The organism is Chitinophaga vietnamensis, from assembly GCF_902167635.1.
Lineage (GTDB): Bacteria > Bacteroidota > Bacteroidia > Chitinophagales > Chitinophagaceae > Chitinophaga > Chitinophaga vietnamensis.
On the sequence record NZ_CABHMS010000011.1, the window covers coordinates 97,118 to 120,912 of the forward strand.

The 23,795-nt window shown below is 47.9% G+C and carries 22 protein-coding genes; 4 read left to right on the forward strand and 18 right to left on the reverse strand.

Annotated elements, in window-relative coordinates:
- Complete coding sequence (locus FPG75_RS24605) at positions 1–2,289, reverse strand: TlpA family protein disulfide reductase (RefSeq protein ID WP_143310701.1); 2,289 nt, start codon at positions 2,287–2,289, stop codon at positions 1–3.
- 80 nt (positions 2,290–2,369) lie between these two features.
- On the opposite strand from FPG75_RS24605, the gene ruvB reads away from it, so the two are divergent.
- A complete protein-coding gene (gene ruvB, locus FPG75_RS24610) occupies positions 2,370–3,398 on the forward strand; it encodes a Holliday junction branch migration DNA helicase RuvB (RefSeq protein WP_143310702.1) in 1,029 nt (342 codons plus the stop codon).
- 101 nt (positions 3,399–3,499) lie between these two features.
- Here the strand turns inward: ruvB and FPG75_RS24615 are convergent, their stop codons facing one another.
- The 3 genes from FPG75_RS24615 to FPG75_RS24625 form a co-directional block, all read right to left on the reverse strand.
- Positions 3,500–4,201: a response regulator transcription factor gene (locus tag FPG75_RS24615; RefSeq protein ID WP_143310703.1), complete on the reverse strand. Its 702-nt coding sequence runs from the start codon at positions 4,199–4,201 to the stop codon at positions 3,500–3,502.
- Positions 4,202–4,344: 143 nt separating this feature from the next.
- Entirely contained in the window at positions 4,345–5,136 is a 792-nt protein-coding gene (locus tag FPG75_RS24620) for a DUF3108 domain-containing protein (RefSeq protein WP_143310704.1), read from the reverse strand.
- Positions 5,137–5,145: 9 nt separating this feature from the next.
- Complete coding sequence (locus FPG75_RS24625; protein ID WP_143310705.1) at positions 5,146–6,135, reverse strand: lysylphosphatidylglycerol synthase domain-containing protein; 990 nt, start codon at positions 6,133–6,135, stop codon at positions 5,146–5,148.
- Between the two features lie 31 nt (positions 6,136–6,166).
- On the opposite strand from FPG75_RS24625, the gene ruvC reads away from it, so the two are divergent.
- Positions 6,167–6,727: a crossover junction endodeoxyribonuclease RuvC gene (gene ruvC / locus FPG75_RS24630; protein ID WP_201748007.1), complete on the forward strand. Its 561-nt coding sequence runs from the start codon at positions 6,167–6,169 to the stop codon at positions 6,725–6,727.
- A gap of 181 nt (positions 6,728–6,908) precedes the next feature.
- Complete coding sequence (locus FPG75_RS24635) at positions 6,909–7,616, forward strand: response regulator transcription factor (RefSeq protein ID WP_143310707.1); 708 nt, start codon at positions 6,909–6,911, stop codon at positions 7,614–7,616.
- Here FPG75_RS24635 and FPG75_RS24640 read toward each other — a convergent pair.
- The 4 genes from FPG75_RS24640 to rsmA form a co-directional block, all read right to left on the reverse strand.
- Positions 7,613–8,008, reverse strand: a complete 396-nt coding sequence (locus FPG75_RS24640; RefSeq protein ID WP_143310708.1) for an HIT family protein — start codon at positions 8,006–8,008, stop codon at positions 7,613–7,615. The genes FPG75_RS24635 and FPG75_RS24640 overlap by 4 nt on opposite strands.
- 133 nt (positions 8,009–8,141) lie before the next feature.
- The gene (gene greA, locus FPG75_RS24645; protein WP_143310709.1) at positions 8,142–8,615 is read right to left on the reverse strand and encodes a transcription elongation factor GreA; all 474 of its coding nucleotides are present in this window, start codon (positions 8,613–8,615) and stop codon (positions 8,142–8,144) included.
- A 179-nt stretch (positions 8,616–8,794) separates the two neighbouring features.
- Positions 8,795–9,724, reverse strand: a complete 930-nt coding sequence (locus FPG75_RS24650) for an NAD(P)-dependent oxidoreductase (protein ID WP_143310710.1) — start codon at positions 9,722–9,724, stop codon at positions 8,795–8,797.
- Positions 9,721–10,473 carry a 16S rRNA (adenine(1518)-N(6)/adenine(1519)-N(6))-dimethyltransferase RsmA gene (rsmA, locus tag FPG75_RS24655; RefSeq protein WP_143310711.1) on the reverse strand — a complete coding sequence of 251 codons (753 nt, stop codon included), beginning with the start codon at positions 10,471–10,473 and terminating at the stop codon, positions 9,721–9,723. Before rsmA ends, FPG75_RS24650 begins: the two co-directional genes overlap by 4 nt.
- 154 nt (positions 10,474–10,627) lie before the next feature.
- Here rsmA and pdxA point away from each other — a divergent pair, with 154 nt between their 5' ends.
- Positions 10,628–11,689 (forward strand): 4-hydroxythreonine-4-phosphate dehydrogenase PdxA, encoded by a 1,062-nt coding sequence (pdxA, locus tag FPG75_RS24660; protein WP_143310712.1) that lies wholly within the window; start codon positions 10,628–10,630, stop codon positions 11,687–11,689.
- A gap of 4 nt (positions 11,690–11,693) precedes the next feature.
- Here the strand turns inward: pdxA and FPG75_RS24665 are convergent, their stop codons facing one another.
- The 10 genes from FPG75_RS24665 to FPG75_RS24710 form a co-directional block, all read right to left on the reverse strand.
- On the reverse strand, positions 11,694–11,996 hold the full coding sequence (locus FPG75_RS24665; protein ID WP_143310713.1) for a winged helix-turn-helix domain-containing protein: 303 nt from the start codon (positions 11,994–11,996) through the stop codon (positions 11,694–11,696).
- A gap of 152 nt (positions 11,997–12,148) precedes the next feature.
- Entirely contained in the window at positions 12,149–12,796 is a 648-nt protein-coding gene (locus FPG75_RS24670) for a hypothetical protein (protein ID WP_143310714.1), read from the reverse strand.
- Positions 12,797–12,816: 20 nt separating this feature from the next.
- Positions 12,817–14,973: a TonB-dependent receptor gene (locus FPG75_RS24675; RefSeq protein WP_143310715.1), complete on the reverse strand. Its 2,157-nt coding sequence runs from the start codon at positions 14,971–14,973 to the stop codon at positions 12,817–12,819.
- 143 nt (positions 14,974–15,116) lie between these two features.
- Complete coding sequence (gene atpA, locus FPG75_RS24680) at positions 15,117–16,694, reverse strand: F0F1 ATP synthase subunit alpha (RefSeq protein ID WP_143310716.1); 1,578 nt, start codon at positions 16,692–16,694, stop codon at positions 15,117–15,119.
- Between the two features lie 81 nt (positions 16,695–16,775).
- Positions 16,776–17,336 (reverse strand): ATP synthase F1 subunit delta, encoded by a 561-nt coding sequence (atpH, locus tag FPG75_RS24685; RefSeq protein ID WP_143310717.1) that lies wholly within the window; start codon positions 17,334–17,336, stop codon positions 16,776–16,778.
- A 12-nt stretch (positions 17,337–17,348) separates the two neighbouring features.
- A complete protein-coding gene (gene atpF, locus FPG75_RS24690) occupies positions 17,349–17,843 on the reverse strand; it encodes a F0F1 ATP synthase subunit B (RefSeq protein WP_143310718.1) in 495 nt (164 codons plus the stop codon).
- Between the two features lie 148 nt (positions 17,844–17,991).
- The gene (gene atpE, locus FPG75_RS24695; protein ID WP_078670146.1) at positions 17,992–18,249 is read right to left on the reverse strand and encodes an ATP synthase F0 subunit C; all 258 of its coding nucleotides are present in this window, start codon (positions 18,247–18,249) and stop codon (positions 17,992–17,994) included.
- A gap of 36 nt (positions 18,250–18,285) precedes the next feature.
- Positions 18,286–19,419 (reverse strand): F0F1 ATP synthase subunit A, encoded by a 1,134-nt coding sequence (gene atpB / locus FPG75_RS24700; RefSeq protein ID WP_236652891.1) that lies wholly within the window; start codon positions 19,417–19,419, stop codon positions 18,286–18,288.
- Positions 19,420–19,667: 248 nt separating this feature from the next.
- On the reverse strand, positions 19,668–21,428 hold the full coding sequence (locus FPG75_RS24705; RefSeq protein ID WP_143310720.1) for an ABC transporter ATP-binding protein: 1,761 nt from the start codon (positions 21,426–21,428) through the stop codon (positions 19,668–19,670).
- A gap of 115 nt (positions 21,429–21,543) precedes the next feature.
- Complete coding sequence (locus FPG75_RS24710) at positions 21,544–23,745, reverse strand: hypothetical protein (protein ID WP_143310721.1); 2,202 nt, start codon at positions 23,743–23,745, stop codon at positions 21,544–21,546.
- Positions 23,746–23,795: the final 50 nt, after the last annotated feature.

The window sequence follows — 23,795 nt, forward strand, 5'->3', positions numbered from 1 at the left end:
TTAGTCTTTCTCTTTTGGTGTCAGTGCCGACGACGCTTGCTCCGGTTGAAAGTAGGCGTTGTTGAACGCTTCCAGGATGGAGCGGTAATCTTTCCCGAACTGTAATGTTAGCATTTTTCCTTCTGGTGAAATTAACACTTTGGTAGGATAACCAGCTACTTTATAATCCTTTTCCATGCGGCCATCGGAATAGCCGGAAACCAGGTGATATTGATGTTGCTGGAGGAACTTGCGGGAGATGGCCAATTCTTCACGACAGGCTACCGCCAATACCGCCGTCCGTGGCAGTTTTCCGCTGATGGCATCATCTGCCACTTGCTGCAATTGAGGCAGATCGGCCCTGCACGGGCCGCACCAGCTGCCCCAGAAATCGAGCAGCAGCCATTTGCCGCGGTAGTCTGATAATTTATGACGGCCTTTGTCCAGGTTCGGGATATCAAAGTCGGGCGCGGCTTCCCAGCTTTTGATCACCACCGTTTTTAAAAAATCGGTAAACGACCTGCCGGGAAATTGCCGCCTGAACAGGGCGATGGTACTGTCGAGGCGGTCCGGCGCAAATTGCAGCGATTTCGAGATCACTTTCATCGCTGCTTCCTTCTCCCCCATAGACGACAGTTCCGAGGCAAAGAGCTGACTGTAGTCTTCCTGTCCGTTTAAAAACTCCTGATCGTATGAGCTGCCATGCGCGCGGTCTTTCGGGCTGGCCGGCGTGAGTTCTGCGGCATGGGCGAGGTAGCCCATGGCGGCTTCCTTGTTCGCCGGCAAGGCAGCTTTGTATTTGAGATACCAGGCATGCGAGAGCAAATACCTGCTAACGTTCCTGTCATCTCTTTTGGTGGCGGTATCTTCCATGGCGCCTTTCAAACTGTTGATGGTACGATCCAGCAGGGCGCCGGCAGCTGTATGAAGCCCCGCATCCTGCAGGAGGCTATACGTCAGCATAGCATAGCGGCCCGCTTTACCCTTAAGCACTTCATCGGTCTTTTCCTGGCCGAAGGTGGCGGCCAGCTTTTTTAGTGTAGCCGTATCCGTTGTATTGGTTGCAGTGTACCATCTGTATAAAGGATCGATCTCCATCTGCAAGTTTTTATCCGCTGAGGCGTGTAATCGTTCCAATAGCTCGGCAGCAACAGGTTGGCGGGCCTGGAGGCCCTGGAAGAACGAATCGTGTATCCAGGAGTGTAATGATGAGCCCTTAAGCATCCCTGCCAGCCTGCTGGCGGTATCGGCATTGCGTTCATACACATTTTGCAGTTTATTGAAGAGATGAGTGTTCTGACCTTTCAGCAATGAATCCGGCACACGATCGAGCAGTTGACTATATTCTTGGTAATGCCTTGCCTGTTGCCAGGCATGGGCTATCCCTAAGAGATAAGCGCCATTGTTGCCGAAGCGGGGATCATTTTCAGCGGCATATTGCGCAATGCGCGTGGAATCGTATTCTCCATTTACCTTGAGCGCCTGGCTGAAACTACTTGCCCTGCTAGTTACCGCAATGAGCGCAGTATCCACGAGAGGCAGTGGTGTGGCGGGATCCAGCTGTGTGATACAGTCGTACAACACAAAGGTGGGCTGTCCGTGGCGATAAAATTGTTTCTTACTGTCTGCCCTCAGCAAAGCATGATTATAACGGGAAAGCACATACGAAATATGTTCCGAAGTAGCGGAAGTATCTGTCGATTCCGTCCGGTCGCAGGCCACCATCACGCTATCCGGCGTAACGGCCGTAACGCGGTATTGGCCATTGTTGTATTGCCAGGTATAGCCGGCTTTTTCTTCTGCCGGCGCGGGTTGAAACAATTTCGGCGGCAACATGGAGCGGTGTGCGGAGCGGTAATTGGCCAGCAAGGTCGCGGTCATCTCATTACTGAGCCCCCATCGCTTTCCCATGGCGGCCAGGATGGCTTCTCCTTGTGTAAAGCCCAAAGCAGTATCACGAACGATCGTAAAATGTAAAGGTATTTTCAGAAAGATAAAATCGTCCAGCATGCCGGAGGAATTGAATTGCCAGGATGATGGTTCACTACTGTTGTAATAGATGTCAAAGTCTGTAAACACCATATGCTGCAAGGCGTTTTCCAGAGTAACATGGCCGGTGGTATGGCCTTGTTTATCAGCGTCCGTGACGTATACGCGGAAAATGCGCTCTTCCTTTCCTGACTGTGTGAATGTGAGCGCCGTATAATGGCTTTCAATGCGGTACAAGAACTGATCGCCCTTTTTGAAAATAGTTTGTGATATAGCGGAAAAGCTGCACAACAGCAGGCATAGCGATAAGATTCTGGTCATGGCGGGGGGATGTTTGTATAAATATATCCATATAAACTGAGAGAAGAAATACCCTGATTATTTGCGTATTTTTGGGCAGTATGTCCAATCAGCATTTAAGACCAGACGAGAACCGGCTCAGTGCTGCCGAGAAGGAGTTCGAGAACAGTATCCGGCCGAAGGAGATCATGGATTTCTCCGGGCAGGAACAGATCATCGAGAACCTGAAGATATTTATCAAGGCGGCCAAAATGCGGGGCGAAGCGCTCGACCATGTATTGTTCCATGGCCCTCCCGGCCTCGGAAAAACCACGCTGTCGCGCATTGTAGCCAATGAGCTGGGTGTGAACATCCGCGAAACATCCGGACCGGTGATCGAAAAACCCGGCGACCTCGCCGGTTTGCTCACCAACCTGGAAGACAAAGACGTTCTATTCATCGATGAGATACACCGCCTGAGCACTGTGGTAGAAGAATATCTTTATTCTGCCATGGAAGATTATCGTATCGATATCATGATCGACACGGGGCCTAGTGCGCGTTCCATACAGATCAACCTGCAACCGTTCACGCTGATAGGCGCCACTACGCGCTCAGGGCTGCTCACCGCGCCGCTGCTGTCGCGCTTTGGGATCAAATCGAGGTTGGAATATTATTCTGCTGCTACCTTGCAACAGATCATCTGGCGCGCCGCGGGCCTGTTAGGCACCAAGATCACCTCCGATGCTGCGAATGAAATCGCCCGGCGTTCCAGGGGCACGCCGCGTATCGCTAACGGACTGCTGCGCCGTGTGCGCGACTTTGCGCAGGTGATGGGCAATGGCGTCATCGATCTGGGCATTGCGGAGTTCAGCCTGAAAGCGCTCAACGTAGATGAATACGGCCTTGATGAAATGGACAACCGTATCCTGCAGGTCATCATCGAAAACTTTAAAGGAGGTCCGGTAGGTATCACTACCATCGCTACCGCAGTAGGAGAAGAGCCGGGCACACTCGAAGAAGTATATGAACCATTCCTGATACAGGAAGGCTTTATCAAACGTACGCCCCGTGGAAGAGAAGTAACGGAAAAAGCCTACACCCACCTGGGCAAAACGCCCTACAGCCGCGGTAATAATTTACTATTTTGATATTTGGTTATTTAGATATTTTGATAAAATGAAGACGCTCCTGAGATTTCAGGAGCGTCTTCATTTTATCAAAATATCTAAATAACCAAATAATCAAATGTTTAATCCTTCACTACCAGCCTGAATCCATTTCCGTGGATATTTACGATTTCGATATTGTTATCATCTTTCAGGTACTTGCGTAGTTTAGCGATATATACGTCCATGCTGCGGCCGTTGAAATAAGTATCGCTGCCCCATATTTTTTTCAGTGCCAGTTCACGGGGAAGCAGGTCGTTCTTGTGTTCGCAGAGCATGTGCAGCAGCTCATTTTCTTTGGGCGACAGCGTATGCGTATCGCCATTGCGGGCGAGGGTGCGCAGCCTGGAATTGAAGGCATAAGACCCGATCTGGAACTCATGCGTTTCTTCTTCCTTGCTGTTGAGCTCCTGGTTGCGTTTCAGGATCGCTTTTATTTTCAGCAGCAGCAGTTCGCTGTCGAATGGTTTGGAGATATAATCATCTGCGCCCAGTTTATATCCCTGGATAATATCTTCCTTCATGGTTTTTGCGGAGAGGAAGAACAGGGGAATATCGGGGTCTACATCCCGTATCTCTTCTGCCAGTTTAAATCCGTCCATATTGGGCATCATGATGTCCAGCAGGCAGATGTCGAATTTCTCGCGGCGGAAGGCGGCCAAAGCGAGGATACCGTCGCGGCACAGCTCCACATCATAATCATTCAGCTCCAGGTAATTCTTCAATACCATCCCGAGGTTGGTATCATCCTCTGCCAGTAATATTTTCGGTTTACGTTCTTCCATGATCATAAAGGATTGATTATAACAAATATAAGTTTTTTCTGTGGCACAAAAGGTCGTCAAAATTCGGCCTTTATTGCGAAAAAGAATTGTTAAAACTATGGCTGGAAGCGGTATAACGGTAACACCTATACGTGCAAAAAGGTTTATTTTTTATCCAACAGGGAGCTGAAAGGGTATCGCAGGTTGTTGTATCCGATCATATCCACGATGATATTGCCGACAGAGATAGGGCTTTCGATGCGCAGTGGTACTTTGTTGGCATCGTCGCTCACCCATACGGTCATCTTCTCCCCGCCTTCGAAGATAGTGCCTTTAATGAGCAGGGGCTTGAATTTGATGGCGCGGAATTTTCCGAATTTGGTATTCACTTCTTCCTTGCCCATATACCGGATGTAGATGTTATAGACCTGATCGTCGAGGAACATGGCGAAAGGTATCTTGTCGCCTTCCTTGTATTTGTTGAAATCGATATTGCGGGCGTAGTAGATGGCGCTGATCACGTCTTGCACGCAGGGTGGTACGGTGAAGGTGCCATTGGTGCTGATGGCCTGGTGTGCGGCCTGGTTGAACACTACGTTGTTATAGATCTTATAGCCGCCTTCGCTCACATTGCGGAGGAACTTGAGCGGTTGTAAGGTGGCGGTATCTACAAAGCTTTCATATTTATCGCGCACTTTGAAGAACCAGTCGTAAGCGCGGTAGGTTTTGCCATCGCCGGTGATATGATATACATCGCGGTTGGCGAATTTTTCGAGTGCGACGTTGAAGGTGGCTTCACCTGCGCCCACATACATTTTACCGAGGTTATAGAAAACTTTGAGGGTAATGCTTTCGCCAGTGTTGAAGCTGGTATTGCGGATAGAGCAAAAGTCGGATTGCGCTTTAGCGGGGCCAATACAGGATAAACCTAAGATGATGAGTAGAAGATACCTCATTGCTGGAAGCTATTTTTCCTTAATAATTTTTACGCCCAGCAGCAACACACTTCCCAGTACTGCCGGCAGGAACAGGTTGATGAACCATATTCCACCAGTGGCCGCTGCGATGGCTACGGTATTGGAACTAAGCAAGCCGAGAAAATAGATACTTACCTTTCCACGGACTCCCAGTTCTGCGATGGCAATAGTGGGTACTACGGCCATTACCAGGTAAATTATACTGTTGAGCAGGAAGGCCTGCCACCATAAGAACTCCATGCCCAGTGCGTCCAACAAAATCAAATACTGTGCCGAGAAGACCACGTACCGGAGGGCTGAAAGCAGCAACAGGTAACGTAAATCGGCGGCGGAGTATCTCCCGATGATCTGTACAAAAACACTGGCTTTCCGGAGGAATCTTACCTTTTTGAATACAGACAGAATAATCTCCAACCGAAAATATAACATTATAATCAGCACACAAATAATGGCGAGCGCACCGATCAGTATTTTTCCCCAGATTGTGGGGGCCAGGTAGCTGCTTCCCGTTGCTGGTGCGAACCTGACCATATAGAACATGAGGCCAATTAACCCAAATATAACAGTTACGATCAGCTGGCTGAAACTCCCGACGATCGTGGCTGCGATCGATTTGAGCTTGTTACCGTTCTTCAGGTAGAGCATACGGCCACCGTATTCGCCTATACGATTCGGGGTGTTGATAGCCAGTGAAACGCCCGACAGGATAGCGCCGAAGGCCCTGATAAAGGAAACGTCTTCCAGCGGCTTTACCAGCTTTTGCCATTTGCGGGCTTCCAGCCCCCAGTTGAATATCATGAGCACAAGTACCAGCAATAACGCCACCCAGCCTTTCTCATGCAGCGATGCTTTCATCTGCTGTAAGGATGCCTGCAGGTTATCACGACGCACCAGCTGCGTGTAAATAGAGTATGCCAGCCATGTAAAAAGCCCTGCCCCTAATAAGTAATTGAGAATTATTTTGGTACTTTTGTTCAGATATCAAGATTTTGGCAAAAATAACCTGTGGTTGGCAAACAAGTCAAAAATAATTCTGGGCATTGACCCTGGGACCATTGTAATGGGCTATGGGCTTATTCTCGCAGAAGGGAAAAAAGCCAGCCTGATCGAAATGGATGTAATAAAATTATCCCGGTTTAAAGATCACTACGAACGGCTGCAACTGATACACTCCCGCGTAAATGAACTGATCAACACCTACAAGCCCGACTGTTGTGCGATTGAAGCGCCCTTCTTCGGCAAGAACGTACAGAGTATGCTCAAACTCGGGCGGGCACAGGGTGTAGCAATAGCCACCGCTATGCAGGCCGGGTTGTTGGTTAGCGAATATTCCCCGAAAAAAGTAAAACAATCTGTCACAGGTAATGGTAACGCCGATAAGGAGCAGGTATGGCTGATGCTGAAACGTATCCTGCAATTGCAGGAACGTCCGGACTATTACGATGCTACCGATGCCCTTGCCGTAGCCGTCTGCCATTTTTATCAGGAAAGCAACCCGCTTTCAGGCCTCTCTAAATCAAAAGGATGGGAAAAATTCCTGCAACAACACCCTGAACGCATTGTACGCTGACAAAAGGTAATTTCATAAATTCGGAAATTGTAGTTACTTTGGTTAAAATTGTTCATCCTATTAAACAACAGCTACGCAGGGCGATGTACTTGCTAAATAGCTTCACTATGAAAAATGACCATCATTTGTTGTACAGCACTGGTACAACGAGCTTTTTTATTTTAATCAGCATCAGGCAAATATGAAAGCAAGAATCCTATTGGTGGAAGATGATCAGTATATTGGTGCCGTAACAAAGAAAAGATTGGAAGAATCAGGCTACGACGTAGTACACAGTACCGACGGGCAGGCTGCCTGGGAGCAATTCCAAATGAGACCATTTGATATTTGCCTGCTGGATGTGGTAATGCCCAAAAAAGACGGATTAGCCCTGGCCCAACAGATACGTGAAGTGAATGACCACGTCCCTATATTGTTTCTTACTTCCAAAAACGAAAAAGAAGACAGGATCGCCGGATTACAAACCGGTGCTGATGATTATATCAGCAAACCTTTCAGTATGCAGGAACTCATCCTGCGTATTGAAGTATTCCTGAAACGCACCCGCAATCAAACTACAGACCGCTCCGTAGACCGTTCCAATGTTTTCCACATCGGCAAACTTACTTTTGACTACGAAGATCTCCGCCTGTACAACGAAACCGGCGAAATATCCATCTCCCTCACCCAGAAAGAGGCTGAGTTGCTCCGCTATCTGTGCAACAACCCCAATAAAACCCTCAAAAGGGAAGATATCCTTTCCCATGTATGGGGAAAAGATGACTATTTCCTCGGCCGCAGTATGGACGTATTCATCACCAAACTTCGGAAACACTTCAAGTCAGATCCGCATATCAGGCTGGAAACGCTCCATGGCGTTGGCTTTCGCTTCAATGTACCCGGTCGTTAAGCTGGTAGTTTAGCTGTAATTAACGACTGGATATCTTTAAACTCTTCTACAGACAATTTCAATTTGCTGCGGGAAAAGTTCATGTCATCGGCCGAGTTGATCGGGATCAGGTGCATATGCGCATGCGGCACCTCCAGCCCTACTACGCTCACGCCTACACGATTACAGGGGATCACGGCTTCAATGGCCTGGGCAATAGGCTTGGCAAATACCAGCCATTCCCTCATCAATTCATCTGATACATCAAAGAATTTGTCTGTCTCTGTTTTTGGCACGATCAAGGTATGGCCTTTTACCAGCGGGAAGATATCCAGGAAAGCATAGAAATGCTCATTCTCGGCAATCTTGTAACTGGGAATTTCTCCCTTGATAATTTTTGTGAAGATGGTCATAAGATTTAGGAATTTGAGGATTTCCTGATTTCTTGATTTAAATGCTCACATCAATAAATCAAAAAATCCCAAAATGAAAAAGGGTTTACACGAAGTGCAAACCCTGCAAATATCGGGAAAAGTATTTTAGCGCTTACGCGGAAATATTTTCGATCTTGAATTTAAGATTGCCGTTCGGCGCCTGTACATCGGCGATATCGCCTACTGTTTTACCCAACAGCCCCTTGCCGATGGGAGAAGTAACGGAGATCTTGCCGGCCTTCAGGTCTGCTTCTGTTTCAGATACGAGCTGATAGGTAACAGTTTTTTTATTGGCCACATTGGTGATGGTCACTTTACAGAGTATGGAAACTTTGGAAGTATCAATGGAATCAGCCTCCACAATGCGTGCAGTAGCAATTGCATTTTCCAGCGTTGCAATCTTGGCTTCGTGCATGCCCTGAGCTTCTTTGGCGGCATCATATTCGGCATTCTCCTTCAAGTCACCCTTTTCCCTTGCTTCTGCAATGGCCTTGGCAATCTCTGAACGACCTTTGGTTTTAAGCATGTTCAGTTCGCTCTTCATTTGTTCGAGGGTTTCTTTGGTAATGTAGTTTATGCCAGACATAACCTGCTGTGTTTTTATGGTTATAAGAAAAAAAATCAACGCCTCCATTTGCATGAAAGCGTTGCCAACTGGTATTATTGCAAATATAATAAATTCCGGATAAAGAAAAAAAGACACCTTACCAGATCAGATGAGTTGAAAACCAACTATTTAATCCGGATCAGACAGGTATTGCCTGCTTAAATGATGTTCAGCTTTTCGAGTACTACCTTCGCCATTTTGACACTGGCTTCATGGGAGTAACCGGCGATATGCGGCGTCACCACCACATTGCTGGCCTTCAGGAAAAAGTCCAGCTGTTCTTTATCTTCTGCTGAATAGGAACCGAGTTTTTCGTTCTCCAATACGTCCAGGCAGGCGCCTACCACGTTGCCGTTCTGCAGTGCCTTGATCAGGTCGTGATTGTTTACCAGCTTGCCCCTGGCAGTATTCATGAACACCAATGGCCGGCTGAAGGAATTGAAGAACGCTTCATTGGCAATGTGCAGCGTTTCATCAGTGAGCGGCAAGTGCAGGCTCACGATGTCGGCTTCGCTGAAAATGCCTTCCAGCGTGGTTTCCGTAACATCGGCATCGCCAAATCCTTTTTTGTATTTATCGTACGCAAGGATCTTCATATCAAAACCTTTGAGCTTGCGCGCGAGGGTGCTGCCGGTATTACCGTAACCAATGATACCAATGGTTTTACCACCCAGCTCGAATGCCCGGTTACCATCGCGCTCCCATATGCCCGCACGCAGTTCCAGGTTGCTTTTTAGAATATTATGACGCAGGCACAACAACATTCCTACGGCTTGCTCCCCTACTGCATCGCGGTTGCCTTCAGGGCTGCTCACACAGTGAATGCCTTTGCTTTCTGCATAAGGTACGTCTATCAGCTCCATGCCGGAGCCCAGGCGGCCGATCCATTGCAGCTGTCTGGCCTGGTCGATCACATGCTTATCCACACGGATGCGGGTGGTCACGATCAAACCGGTACAATCCTTGATGGTAGCGGCTACTTCGTCATAAGAAATAGAAGGTTGATACAATACCTCATATCCATTGGCTTGCAGCTGATCTGTTAAATACGGGTGTGCCTTGGCTGTTATTAATACTTTCCTGCTCATATCATCTTATGGGATAATGCTGCAAAATCTGCTACCGTAAGCTGTTCGGCTCTTTTACTGAAGATCGGATCCTGCAGGGTTTCTTTATTGAATAATGGTTTCAGCGGGTTGCGCAACTGTTTGCGCCGCTGGTTGAAAGCTGTTTTTACGAGGACGAAGAACTTGCGTTCGGAAGCCACGTCGGCCGGCTGTTCCAGGCGGGTGAGGCGGATCACGGCGGATTTTACCTTGGGTGGCGGATTGAAGCAATTTTCGTGTACCTCAAACAGGTATTCGATCTTGTAATAGGCTTGCAGCAATACGCTGAGGATACCATATTCCTTGTTACCATGCGGCGCGGCGATGCGCTGTGCCACTTCCTTCTGGAACATACCTACCACTATATCCACATGGGAACGCCATTCCAGCACTTTGAACATGATCTGAGTGGAGATATTGTAAGGGAAGTTGCCGATCAGCCGGAAAGGGCCCTCGAAGGGCAGTGGAGCATCCAGTATGCTGACGTTGATCAACTTACCCTTGATGGCCGGGTAGGTTTTTTCGAGGTATTCCACCTTTTCGGTGTCCAGCTCGATGGCCTTGAAATGGATGCCAGGCAGCTCCAACAGGTATTTGGTGATGGCGCCCCCGCCGGGACCCACTTCCAGCACCTGCTGGCCTTCTGTTACAGGTAACGACTCAACAATTTTCCTGGATATGTTCTCATCTTTCAGGAAATGCTGGCCCAGTGATTTCTTTAATGTATACATGATCGAAACGCAAAGATAAGAGAGAATTTACGGATTTGAGGATTTGAGAATTTACGGATTTAGGGATTTACGGATTTATGGATTTGGATAAATCCGTAAATCCATAAATTCGAAAATCCTCAAATCCGTAAATTCTCTCTTATCTTTGCTACATATGAGTACTCCACACATCAACAAACCGGTTATAGGCATCACCATTGGTGATATCAACAGTATTGGCGCAGAGATCATCATCAAAACCTTCCTGGATGGCAGGATGATGGAATTCTGTACGCCTGTGATCTTTGCGTCTAACAAGACCATCAACTTTTACCGCAAGCTGATGAATGAGAATAACTTCAACTACCAGTCCATCAAAGACTTTACCCGCCTGAATCACAAGCAGGTAAACGTTTTCAATTGCTGGGAAGAAGAGGTGCAGATCACACCGGGAGTACTCAACGAAGCAGGCGGCAAATACGCTGCCCGCGCGCTGGAAACAGCTATCCAGTGCCTGAAAGACGGTCATGTGCAAGGCCTCGTTACAGCCCCTATCCACAAGAATAACGTACAAAGCGAACAATTCAACTATACCGGCCACACGCCCTACCTCAAAGCGGCTTTCAATGCCAGGGAGGTGCTCATGTTCATGACAGCCGACAACATGCGCGTGGGCCTGCTCACCGAACATGTACCGGTAGCAGAGATCGCGAAATATGTTACCAAGGATAATATCCTGTCGAAGCTGCAACTCATGAAAGAGAGCCTGATAAAGGATTTCGGGATCGACAAACCACGTATCGCAGTACTGGGGCTCAACCCGCACGCCGGCGACGATGGCCTGATAGGCTCTGAAGAAATAGACCAGATCATCCCTGCCATCAAGCAGGCTAAAAATAATGGCATCCTCACTTTCGGCCCCTACAGCGCCGACGCCTTCTTTGCCCGTGAAATGTATCGCCAGTTCGATGGCGTACTCGCCATGTACCACGATCAGGGCCTGATCCCTTTCAAATCACTCGCCAACGGCGAAGGTATCAACTTTACGGCAGGACTCCCGATCGTCAGAACATCTCCCGATCACGGTACTGCATTCGATATCGCAGGTAAAAACGTAGCGGATGCCAATTCATTCCGGCAAGCCATCTTCAGCTGCCTGGACATCCTGCACCAACGTGAACGCTACGCAGAGAACACTAAAAATCCCCTGAAGAAAACAGAACTGGCCTCCGAATAAGGCATCAGTTCTTAGCCCGGCCGGGCCTGAAGTAAGACTGGATAGAATCTATATAATTCTCAAAGGCTTTCTTGCCTGTGGGCGTTATTTTGCAAATGGTCCGCGGGTAATTGTCTTTAAATTGCTTCACCACTTCTATGTAAGCTGCATCACGCAGCTTATTGATCTGCACACTCAGATTGCCAGCGGTCGCATTGGTTTGCTCTTTCAGATACGTGAACTCTGCTTCTTTCTCACTAACCAATACCGACATGATCGCCAGGCGCAACTGTGAATGTAATACCGGGTCAAGCTCTTTAAAATCCATGCTGTTGATATTTAAGTGCTCGCAAAGCGGCGTAAGGAGCAAAGCAGCAAAGACGCGCTTCGCGCAGATGATCACATTATTTTCTTACGCGCGAAGCGCGTCTTTGCTGCTTTGCTCCTTATGCTGCTTTGCGGGAACAAATTAATAAAAAATTATTGTGCCCTGCGCAAGAGCCCTTTCGCATAAGGCTCGCCCCAGTGCGGATGTATAGCTGATGCTGGTTTGAAGGCCGCAAATTTCTGTAAAGCCAGTTCCAAAGTTGTTTTCGCTTGTGATTTGCTGCCACCGAATTGCTCGGGTGTAAACAGCAGCGACTGTCCCTGCAACACGTATACACGCGGGTTTTCAGGATCGAGCTGTTTGGCTTGCTCCAGCAGCGAACCTGCGAGGGGCCCGTATTTCATGCCACGGGTCATCGGGTCAACAGTCAGGCGCGCAGATGCCACCAGCGAGCGGATGCAAGTAATTTCAGAATTTTTCGGGCTCAAAGTTTCCGCCTTATCAAGGTTCTGTTCTGCCTGGTCTGCCAGTCCGTCTACCTTGGTTTTATCGGATTGCATAAAGGCCAGCATCACTTCGCAATAGCTGGCATAGTAATAAGGCAGCCACTGTGTTTTCTCGGCCTCGCCAATGCGTTCAAAGGTGTTGGCTTTCTGTTGCAGGTTGGCAGGCGTGAAGGTACTGCTGCTATCGAGGTCAGAAGTTTGCTTTGCCATTGCATCCTGATATTGGGCACTTTGCGCCATGGTAGCGGAATACAGGCCACCAATGCATAATAAAGATAAAATGATACGTTTCATATAATTGGATTTTTTGGGAATTAAAGATTGTTGATCACGTCTTGTCTTCTGTCTATACCAAAATTCATGAACATGCCGATATACACAAACCTGGGCACGTTGGGCGTTATCTCACTTCTGCGCAAACCATCTGTTGAATAGTGATAACCAAATACCTGCTTGTTGCCCAACACATTGCTTACCGATAACACAAATATGGTGAATGCCTTACGGATGCTGGTCAGGTAGCTGGCACTCAAACCCAGCGCATTATAATCGATCGTTTTTTCAGACATGAATTTGTCCTGCGGCAGATTGGGATTATAGTACGGCCTGCCGGTGGCAAATGTATAAGTAGCCCCGAGGTTAGTAGAAATTTTCGGGAAGAAATGCTTGTACACCAGGCTGGCCGTATGATTGGCGGCGAAGTCGGGCATTACACGGAACGGATAGTTCAGGTAATCGCGTTTGGTATCGAGATAAGAATAGGATACCCAATAATCCACATTCTTGAAAGTTTTGCGGTCGCGCCAGAACAATTCAATGCCTTTCGCATAGCCGTCACCGTTATTGTTGTAATCAGGTACTGTTTTTACGAGATCATGGTACTGTTTGTAAAAGGCTTCAATGCGGAATGTATAGAAGGGCGCCACACGCTGGTAAGTAGCGATGTAATGTGTAGCTTTCATATAGCCAAGACCGTTATTAAGCCGGATATACTGTGGCTCGGGCTTCTGGTAGTAATCACCATAGGCAACGGAAAACTGGCTGTAGTTATCCACTTTATAAGCGAGTGATACGCGCGGTGCGAAATTCATTTTACCCAATACAGAAGCGTATTCTGCCCTGCCGCCCACACGCCCTACAAAGCTGGGTGTGAAGTACACATCTGTTTCAGCGAAAGCGGCGGTGTAATTATCCACATAGTTCGCCTGCCGGCTGTTGAAGGCTGATTTTTCTATTGCATACTGGTATTCGCCGCCGAAGCGCAGCTGGGAGAACTGTCCGAGGTTTTTGGTGAACATGGCGCGCAGCTGACTGAGGTCTGAACGTACGATGATGCTGGTAGGCGCAGGGTTCTTCTGTAAAGTATCCGCCTTGATATTATCAGTATTGGTGCTGTAAGACGCGCCCAGGTCCACACGCCAGCCATTGCCCAGGCTTTCCCGCCAGGTGAGGTTCGTATAGGCGTTATTGTTACGAAGTTTGAAAGATTCTTCATAGCCGGGATATTCGATGCTCGGGTTCTGGAAGCCCATCTTGCTCCAGTTGCCATAGCCATAGAATTTCAGCATGCCGGTGGCCGATGTTTTATGGCGGAAGTTCGCGGAGGCGCCGATGATCTCCGGGCCAAGATTCACTTGCTGCTTGGGTTTCACCACATCGAAATAAGGCGCCAGGTTGGTATAATCCGCCTCTACGCCGTAAGATGTTTTCTTGTCTTTTGAAAGATTATCTATGCCGGCGTTTGCGCCTATAACGGAAACGCCTACACTGGAAGAAGAGCGCTCCGGCAGGTCTATCGATTCGAGGATCAGGGCAGATGACAGCGCCTGTCCGTATTGTGCGGAATAGCCGCCGCTGCTGAAGGTAGTACCTTTGAAGAGGAAGGGTGAAAAACGGCCACGGCCGGGGATATCAGGCAGGCTGCTATAGAAAGGATTCCTGACCAGCATACCATCGATGAGTGTTTGTGTTTCGTAGCCGGTGCCGCCGCGCACAAAGAGGCCTTCGCGGTCGTTGGTCTGTTGCGCTCCTGGCAAGGTTTTGATGGCATTCACAATATCGGCGCCAGCACCTGCCGTAGTCACAATATCCAGTGGTTTCAGTACGGTGTTCTTCTTTTCATCACTGGCTTCAAAGCTGCCCGCAGAAATAGTTACCACCCGCAATGCGTTCACGGCATCTTTCATTACAATGTTTACCTGCTGATCTCCTACGGTGCTTACTTTCAGCTCCAGCGGCTGATAGCCGTTGAGGGTTGCTGCCAGCACCTGGTCGCCTTTGGCAGTGGTGGTGAAGGAAAAAGTGCCATCCGCTGCGGAGGTGGCGCCATCATAAGTGCCTTTTATGGAGATGTTCACACCCGGCAGGGCGCGTTTCTTATTATCTGTGACTTTACCGCTGATCCTGGCCTGGGCCAATAACCATACAGGTAAACAGAGAAATATTGCGAGATAGAGGTTGAGCTTCCACATACGAAATAAGGATAATTGAACAAATGTAAACTAGTTTATATTATAAACCAAATTTAAAAGATCAACGGCAAATCAAGGGTAAAAAAAAGACCTTTACCAATACTGGTAAAGGTCTTCCTTTATATTCTTTCAGCAATTGTTGCTTATGCGAATCTTGGTTTCAGTTCATTCACAAGCGTAACCATTTTCTTGATACCATCATCTGGCAGGTTACCTTTCTTGAATTCAGTGAGTACATCCGGCAGGCGCACTTCCATTTCGTTCAGGAAGGCTTCTTCGAATGCGCGCACTTGTTTAACAGGGATATCGCGGAGCAAACCGTTGGTACCGATGTAGATCATCGCTATCTGTTTTTCTACCGGGAACGGATTGAACTGTGCTTGTTTCAGGATTTCCACGTTACGGGCGCCTTTGTCGATTACCGCTTTGGTAGCCGCATCGAGGTCGCCACCGAATTTGGAGAACGCTTCCATCTCACGGTATTGTGCCTGGTCCAGTTTCAGGGTACCAGATACTTTCTTCATGGATTTGATCTGCGCGTTACCACCCACACGGCTTACAGAGATACCTACGTTGATCGCCGGGCGGATACCTGCGTTGAACAGGTTACCTTCCAAGAAGATCTGACCATCGGTAATGGAGATCACGTTGGTAGGAATGTAAGCAGATACGTCACCAGCCTGGGTTTCGATGATCGGCAATGCAGTGAGTGAGCCACCACCTTTTACCAGGTGTTTGATAGACTCTGGCAGGTCGTTCATCTGTTTCGCGATCTCGTCTTTGTTGATGATCTTCGCGGCACGCTCGAGCAAACGGCTATGCAGGTAGAATACGTCACCAGGATATGCTTCACGGCCGGGAGGACGTTTCAGCAGCAGGGATACCTCACGGTAAGCAACTGCCTGTTTAGACAGATCATCATACACGATCAGTGCAGGACGGCCGCTGTCGCGGAAGAACTCACCGATAGCCGCGCCGGCAAATGGCGCGTAGAACTGCAGAGGAGCTGGTTCAGAGGCAGAAGCGGCAACGATGGTAGTATAAGCCATTGCACCTGCTTCCTGTAATGTTTTCATTACACCGGCAACGGTAGACGCTTTCTGACCAATCGCTACATATATACAGTATACAGGTTTACCTGCGTCAAAAAATTCTTTCTGGTTGATGATGGTGTCGATACAGATCGCGGTTTTACCGGTCTGACGGTCACCGATCACCAGCTCACGCTGGCCACGGCCGATAGGGATCATTGCATCGATCGCTTTCACGCCTGTTTGCAGTGGTTCTTTTACTGGTTCGCGGAACAGAACGCCCGGCGCTTTACGCTCCAGCGGCATTTCATACAGTTCGCCAGTGATAGGGCCTTTACCGTCGATCGGCTCACCCAGTGTATTGATCACACGACCTACCATGCCTTCACCTACGTTGATAGATGCGATCTTTTTGGTACGACGTACTTTATCACCTTCTTTAATACCTGTTGATTCACCCATCAATACCACACCTACGTTGTCTTCTTCCAGGTTGAGGGCGATCGCTTTTACACCATTCTCAAACTCTACCAGCTCACCATAACCTACATTGCCCAAACCGTAAATGCGGGCGATACCATCACCCACGTTCAGTACTGTACCTACCTCTTCGAGGTCGGCAGCAGCATTGAAGTTGCTTAACTGCTGGCGTAATATCGCCGAAATTTCATCAGGTTTAATATCAACCATAATTATGCTTTTTAAAAAGAGTCGTTAGATAAAATTGAATAACGACAACAGCTTTGCGTGTACGCAGCGGCTGCTGTATGTTTAACGTATCTGGGATACGTAAATGTTCTTGTTGAATTGTTGTTTGATGTCTTTCAGATCACGAAGCACAGAAGCATCATACAGGTTGTCTGAAGCTTCAAGTACGAAACCGCCGATCAGGTCTGCATTTACCGCGGTTTCCAGCCTGATCTGCTGATCAGAACCAGCGGCTACTTTCTGCCGGATCACTTCCAGGGTGGCTTCATCCAGCGGCACCGCAGTAGTGATTTTCACTTTGCTGATATTCTTCAGTACATCGTACTGACGGGAAAATTCAGTAGCGATTTCGGGCAGGTTGCTTTCACGGCCTTTGTTTACCAGCAGGTTTACAAAAGCGGTGGTAGTACCGCTTACACGGCTACCCAGGATAGCGGCGAGTATCTTCTGTTTCTTGTCAGCCTTGATGATCGGGCTTTTCAGCAGGTTCACCACGTCTCTGTTGGACTTCATCACCTGTTGTAAAAACAGCATATCGTTATGCACCTCTTCCAGCTGGTTCTTTTCCTGAACCAGGTCTATCAATGATTTTGCATACCGGGATGCTAAACGGGGATTCTGCATATAGCTAACTTCTTAGTTCAGTTTAATTTCTTCTGCCAGTTGTTTAACGTAACCTTCCTGTGCTGTTTTATCAGCCAGTTCTCTTCTCAGCACTTTCTCTGCTACTTCGATCACGAGGTTACCTACCTGGTTTTTTACATCCGTTAACGCAGCCATTTTCTGGTTCTCGATAGCGGTGTAAGCTTCAGCAATGATCTTCTTCGCTTCTGCCTGCGCCTGCGTTTTGGCTTCCGCGATGATCTGATCTTTAGCGTCTTTTGCTTCTTTCAGGATCTTGCTTCTTTCTGCTTTGGCTTCAGCCAGTACATGCTCATGCTCTGCTTTCATCTGCGCCATCTCTTCTTTCACTCTCTCAGCAGAAGCAATAGAGTCAGCAATGGAACCTTCTCTCTCTTTCAAAGTGGCCAGGATCGGTTTCCAGGCGAACTTTTTCAGGATCAGGAATACGATGATAAAGATCAGAAACGAAATAAGAAACAAGCCTAATGCGGGCTGCAACAGATCCATATAAAGAGGATTTTATTATTTGGTTATTTAGTCATTTTTAAATTTTCGTTTAGTATACCGGAAGTAAATATCAAGATAAATCCCGGAATATCTAAATGAAATTACTGCATCCCTTGCCCTGTGCGCAGGATGCAGTAAGAAGTTTGGCTTACAGAACTACCGCCAACAGACCAGCGATTACACCGAAGAGAGCAACACCCTCTACCAGCGCAGCAGCCAGGATCATGTTTGCACGGATGTCGTTAGCAGCTTCTGGTTGACGAGCGATAGACTCCAGAGCGCTTTTACCGATGTTACCTACACCGATACCAGCTGCGATAGCAGCGATACCAGCACCAACAGCACCACCAGCTTTAGCTAAACCAGATGCAGCAGCAGCCTGCAATAAAACAGTCAAAAGTGCCATAATGAATATGTATTTGTATTTAAAAAAGTTTCCTAATTAGTGATGATCATCATGTCCGCCTTCCATGGCCTGACCAATAAACACTGCGGTCAGGTTAGCGAAGATGAACGCCTGGATAAACGCTACCAGTAACTCCAGCATCATCATTACAATGTTGAAGAGGATCGTGATAGGCAGGAAGCCGTAACCAGCTACCTTGTTCAGAGAACCAAATATAAATACCAGGGAGATAATACTCAGAATGATAATGTGACCCGCCAGGATGTTGGCAAACAATCGGATCATCAGGGATACCGGCTTGGTGAATACACCGATCAGCTCAACCGGCGCCAGGATCAGCTTCACACCGAAAGGTACAGGAGGATTGAAGATGTGAGCCCAGAAATGTTTGTTGGAACTGATCAGAATAGCGATAAAGCTGATAATAGCCAGTGCCGCCGTTACCGCCAGGTTACCGGTTACGTTGGCAGAACCTGGTAACAGACCCAACAGGTTATTGATAAGAATAAAGAAGAAGATCGTCAGAATAAAAGGCGTGTATCTTTCATAGTGCTTGCCAGGAATGTTAGGCTTCACTACTTCGTCACGCATAAAGATAATCACCGGCTCCATCAGGCTCTGGAAGCCTTTGGGCGCCATCTTGGAACCACGGGTCTTGTATGCTTTCGCTACGCTCAGCATGATCACAACCAACAAGATCGCTGCGATCAGCATAGACGTAATATTTTTAGTCATAGAAAGATCGTAGATCTTTTCACCGGTGGGATTATCATTGGCATCCACAGCAATCACCTGGCCATCCATGTATTTGGCAGGGTCCAGTCCTTTCTCATGCAGATAGTGCGCATTCACCAGACGATAACCATCATGCGCTGCATGACCATGATGGAAAGCAGATGACATGAATACAGATGTACCACGTGCAGGATTATATATAATTACAGGTAAAGGCATAGTCACATGCGTTTCACCAATGCTCAGCAGGTGCCAGTCATGCGCATCCTTTACGTGTCCGAGAATTACTTCCTTAGCATCAAATTTCTTTGGCTCGGCTTCCTCTCCATGAGCAGCGGCATCAGCAACGTGTTCTGTCGTGGCCGGATGCGCCTCTTCTGCAAAAGAAAAATTACCAAAACCGTGAAGGCCTAAAACCATCACAAGTGCTACCATTCTATGTTTGAACTGACTGAAAGAAATCACCGTTTTCTGAAATTTTGCGCAAAGATAAACGTTTTTATCTCAAAAATTCAGCGACTATGAAAAAATATGGTGGGAAGTTTTAACTATATTGATAAACAAGCACTTAGGAAGAGATTTAGTACCTGAAAATATTCTTTAATATATGCTGTTTTTTAACAAAGGATAGTGTAAAAATCACACATTGATCTATCGGTAATCTTATTAAAAAAAATCATCAACTACACCTTCGTCGCGTTAAACTGCATACTGTGCAGCTTGTAGTAAAATCCTTCCAGCTTCAACAACTCCTCGTGCGTACCCATCTCCTTGATCTCCCCCTTATCCAGCACAATGATCTTGTCTGCCTTACTGATCGTCGACAAACGATGCGCAATGATAATCGCCGTACGCCCCGCAATCAACTTGTCAATTGCCCGCTGGATCAACATCTCTGACTCGGTATCTACAGACGATGTAGCCTCGTCCAGAATCAGGATAGACGGATCGTACAACAAAGCCCGCACAAAAGAGATCAGCTGCCGCTGCCCCAGCGATAAAGTACTGCCACGCTCCATCACCTGGTAATCGTAGCCGCCCGGCAATTGCATAATGAAATCATGAATACCGATCAGCCGCGCCGCATCCTCCACCTGTTGCCTCGAAATCGCCGCATTATGCAAAGTGATATTGTCGTAAATAGAACCGGAAAACAGGAACACATCCTGCAATACCACCCCGATCTTGCTCCGGAGCGCATGCAGGGAGTAATCAGGCAGGCTCACGCCATCTATCTTGATACTACCCTGCTGTATCTCGTATAAACGATTCAGGATACTGATGATCGTGGTTTTACCAGAACCAGTATGCCCCACGATCGCCACCGTATCGCCCGGCGCCGCATGGAAATTAATATCCTTGAGCACATAACGGTCTTCCACATACGCAAATGACACATGATCAAACGTGATCGCCCCTTTCATGCCATCGGCAGAACGGGTGCCTTTATCCGCAATATAGTCCTCGTTATCCAGCACCTTGAACACACGGTCGCTGGCCACCATGCCCATTTGCAGGGTATTGAACTTGTCCGCCATCATCCGCAGCGGACGGAACAGCATGTTCAGGTACATGATGAAAGCGATCATCACTCCCTGCGTTACCTCATAGTTCAGCACCTTATTGGAACCCCACCATACCATCAGCCCCAGCGAGATAGCCAGGATGATTTCCACTACCGGGAAAAATACAGAGTACGCAAAAATGGCGTCTATATTGGCTTTGCGGTGCTCCCTGTTGATATGCTTGAACCGCGCAAACTCGCGCTTCTCGGAAGTGAACGCCTGCACCACCACCATACCAGTGATATGCTCCTGTACAAACGCATTCAGCGCCGCCACCGCATTGCGCACGCGGTAAAAAGATTTGTTCACACTTTCCTTGAACACATAGGTAGCAAAGATCAATATCGGGAAGGGCGACAAACTGATCAGCGTCAGCCGCCAGTCTTCCATAAACATCACCACCAATATGGCCACGATCATCAACAGATCCGCCACAATGGAAATGATCCCTTCGGAAAATACATCGTTGATCGCTTCAATATCGTTGATGGTACGCGTAGTAAGTGTACCAATGGGTGTTTTATCGAAGAAGGCCAGGTTCAGGTGCACGATCTTTTTGTAGACCGTTACGCGCAGATCCTTTACCACCGACTGTCCCAGCCAGTTGGTCAGGTAAGAGAAGAAGAACCTTACAATGGTTTCCAGCAACAGCAATAATATCTGTACAACTGTCACGATCACCAGCATGCGCATCACCTGGTTCGCGATATATTTATCCACTGTAACCTGTATCAGATAAGGGCGCAAGGGCGAGATAACCGCCAGCACCACTGTTAACAACATGGAAACGTAAAAAGACCGCCTGTAAGGTGCTGCAAAGGAGAATATGCGCCGTAATAAACTGAAATCAAATACTTTCTTAACCGCCAGATTTTCCAAGGTTGTTCCGTTTGTAAACAAAAATACGATATAATTTCTCGCAAAGCAGCATAAGCAACAAAGCACGCGGAGAATATCTCTGCGTGCTTTGTTGCTTATGCTGCTTTGCGAGAAATTACGATTTCTTCTCGTCTTTCATGATCTGTTTGTAAGCCTTGATGAAGATCGCGCCCAGGTTTTTATGCGGCGGCACATAGTCGCTGAAAAGCTCCTTGTTACGCGCATCTCCGGCGAATTTTTTTGCCAGCTGCGCCCACATAGCCACCCAGTCTACATTTTTACCACTGCGGATCACATCTTCCAGGCTGCGGATGATCGGCTCGTTCACGAAACGGGTACCTACCTGTTTGGAAGAGATAATGTGCGCCTCGGGTGATTTCTCCAATACTACCGCCAGGTTGTGATAACCGCCACAGGAGCCCAATACCACGATCTTCGCAGAACTTTGCAGGTTATCCAGCGTCGTATTTACGTGGTAACTGTGACCACGATGGATGAATATGGTAGGGTGAATATCGCTCTGATCCAGGAACTCCGACAGGCGGGAAATAGCGTCCTTATCATCAGGCTCGTCCAGCGGCAGGTTCGCGAAAATGGTAGTGGGCTTGCCTTTCAGCGAAGTGATAGTAGCCCAGTATTTATTTTTCACCACCTTCCATTCTCCGGCCGGGAAGTTGGTCATGAAGCTCGCGAAAGATTCCTGTCCATCTTTATCACCATAAAAGAATACCTGCTGATAAATGCGGCCGCTGTCGCTTTCGAGCGTATTATAGCTCACATAGTTGATCGGCGGCAATTGCAGCTTGCTGGCCATATCCGTGGCTTTGGATGAATCGTTCTCCTTGCTGGATTCCGTTTCAAACAAACTGCTGAGCAGTTGATAGATCACCGTACCACGGCGGTCGTTATGTTTCTTCACATAAGCCAGGTTCTTTCTCACTTCTTCGCGGAGGAAGTCCAGCAGCTTCTCGTCGCGGATACTGCCAAAGGAATTGGCCACATCCACCGCATCTTCCAGGTCTTCGGTCTTCTCCAGGTTCTGCACGTATTTCTGCATGAGATAGTTGGAGTTTTCCGGCGCCATGGACTTCAGGAAATTATCGAGGGTATTGAAACCCGCTGCCATCGCGATGAATTTCTTGAAACGGTCGAAATTCACCATCATCAGCAAACTATCGCCACGCGGAGGTTTCATGCGGGCCATCATCTGGTCGTACAAACCGGCGTTGTTATGGTTTGTATAGCTGGAAGTATATAATTCTTCCTGACCGTTGATGATCAGGTAATACAATTCTTCAGGCGTAAAGTCTTTCACGATGCGGAAGCGCACTGGTGCTGGTTCTTCGTGGAGATCGTTCACGTCGCGGATATACAGCAGTGATTTGGCCTGCATATTTTCCATCATGGCTTTCATGCCTATCGGGGTCTGGCCTTGCGCTTTCATTTTTTGCAGCGCCACCATGGATTTCACCATCTGCTTGTAATAGGCGTAGTCGCTATCAGCGATCTTTTCCAGTTTTTCCACTGTGGTGGTGCCGGCCAGCAGCTCATCGATGAAAGGCAGGATGCGCGTGCTTTGCGGCGATTGTCCTATCCGCACGATCTGCTGTACGATAGGGTCCTGGTTACGTTTGATGGCATTGGCCATCGGCGTATAAGAAGTAGCATAGGTGAGCACCTGGTTCGGGTACTTGCGTGCTACCGCGGCCACGATGGAGTCGGTACCGGGATTGTCCAGGTAATAACTCAGTTTAGGCATCACCGTTTCCAGGTTATTGAAGGCATATTTGGTGAAAACCTGTCCCCTGGCCTCTTTGTAGCCGGGGTTCTCACGGAATATTTCGATAAGTTTTTCGGAAGCGTCGAAGGAGAGATGCTGGATATAAGGAACGATGCTCTGTCCTTTAATGTCGGCGCGCATCATGTTGTGAAAGGCCTTTACAATAGCAGGGGCTTCTTCCGGCTCTATCTTGTGATGGGCGCGTTTCTGGTTATAGTCTTTGAGCATCAGGTAGAGGCCTGTGAGGTATTTCACCTTCAAACGGTGATCCAGCGCGGTGTCCCGCTCGATCTCTATCTGCATATTGTCTACATCCCGGAGCAGGGCATTAGTCACTTGCAGATTGGTGGTCTGGTCGTCTGATACTTTCACCATATCATCAACTTTCCCATCAAACTTGTCGGCAGCAACCTGCTCTTTGTCGATGTTATCGTGGAATCCCTGTCGCGTAATAGGAATCTGGATATGGCTGCTCTGTGCATGCACCCAGCTGTTTTGAGAAGCTAGCAGCAGCAACATGAATAAAAATCTTCTCATTATAAATGTACTTTTCAACCGACCTGATAGCAAATTTACAACCAAAATAT

Excerpts from the sequence above, each read along its gene's own strand:
- FPG75_RS24605 (WP_143310701.1), bottom strand. The coding sequence starts at position 2,289 with ATGACCAGAATCTTATCGCTATGCCTGCTGTTGTGCAGCTTTTCCGCT.
- ruvB (WP_143310702.1), top strand. The coding sequence starts at position 2,370 with ATGTCCAATCAGCATTTAAGACCAGACGAGAACCGGCTCAGTGCTGCC.
- FPG75_RS24615 (WP_143310703.1), bottom strand. The coding sequence starts at position 4,201 with ATGGAAGAACGTAAACCGAAAATATTACTGGCAGAGGATGATACCAAC.
- FPG75_RS24620 (WP_143310704.1), bottom strand. The coding sequence starts at position 5,136 with ATGAGGTATCTTCTACTCATCATCTTAGGTTTATCCTGTATTGGCCCC.
- FPG75_RS24635 (WP_143310707.1), top strand. The coding sequence starts at position 6,909 with ATGAAAGCAAGAATCCTATTGGTGGAAGATGATCAGTATATTGGTGCC.
- FPG75_RS24640 (WP_143310708.1), bottom strand. The coding sequence starts at position 8,008 with ATGACCATCTTCACAAAAATTATCAAGGGAGAAATTCCCAGTTACAAG.
- greA (WP_143310709.1), bottom strand. The coding sequence starts at position 8,615 with ATGTCTGGCATAAACTACATTACCAAAGAAACCCTCGAACAAATGAAG.
- FPG75_RS24650 (WP_143310710.1), bottom strand. The coding sequence starts at position 9,724 with ATGAGCAGGAAAGTATTAATAACAGCCAAGGCACACCCGTATTTAACA.
- rsmA (WP_143310711.1), bottom strand. The coding sequence starts at position 10,473 with ATGTATACATTAAAGAAATCACTGGGCCAGCATTTCCTGAAAGATGAG.
- pdxA (WP_143310712.1), top strand. The coding sequence starts at position 10,628 with ATGAGTACTCCACACATCAACAAACCGGTTATAGGCATCACCATTGGT.
- FPG75_RS24665 (WP_143310713.1), bottom strand. The coding sequence starts at position 11,996 with ATGGATTTTAAAGAGCTTGACCCGGTATTACATTCACAGTTGCGCCTG.
- FPG75_RS24670 (WP_143310714.1), bottom strand. The coding sequence starts at position 12,796 with ATGAAACGTATCATTTTATCTTTATTATGCATTGGTGGCCTGTATTCC.
- FPG75_RS24675 (WP_143310715.1), bottom strand. The coding sequence starts at position 14,973 with ATGTGGAAGCTCAACCTCTATCTCGCAATATTTCTCTGTTTACCTGTA.
- atpA (WP_143310716.1), bottom strand. The coding sequence starts at position 16,694 with ATGGTTGATATTAAACCTGATGAAATTTCGGCGATATTACGCCAGCAG.
- atpH (WP_143310717.1), bottom strand. The coding sequence starts at position 17,336 with ATGCAGAATCCCCGTTTAGCATCCCGGTATGCAAAATCATTGATAGAC.
- atpF (WP_143310718.1), bottom strand. The coding sequence starts at position 17,843 with ATGGATCTGTTGCAGCCCGCATTAGGCTTGTTTCTTATTTCGTTTCTG.
- atpE (WP_078670146.1), bottom strand. The coding sequence starts at position 18,249 with ATGGCACTTTTGACTGTTTTATTGCAGGCTGCTGCTGCATCTGGTTTA.
- atpB (WP_236652891.1), bottom strand. The coding sequence starts at position 19,419 with ATGGTAGCACTTGTGATGGTTTTAGGCCTTCACGGTTTTGGTAATTTT.
- FPG75_RS24710 (WP_143310721.1), bottom strand. The coding sequence starts at position 23,745 with ATGAGAAGATTTTTATTCATGTTGCTGCTGCTAGCTTCTCAAAACAGC.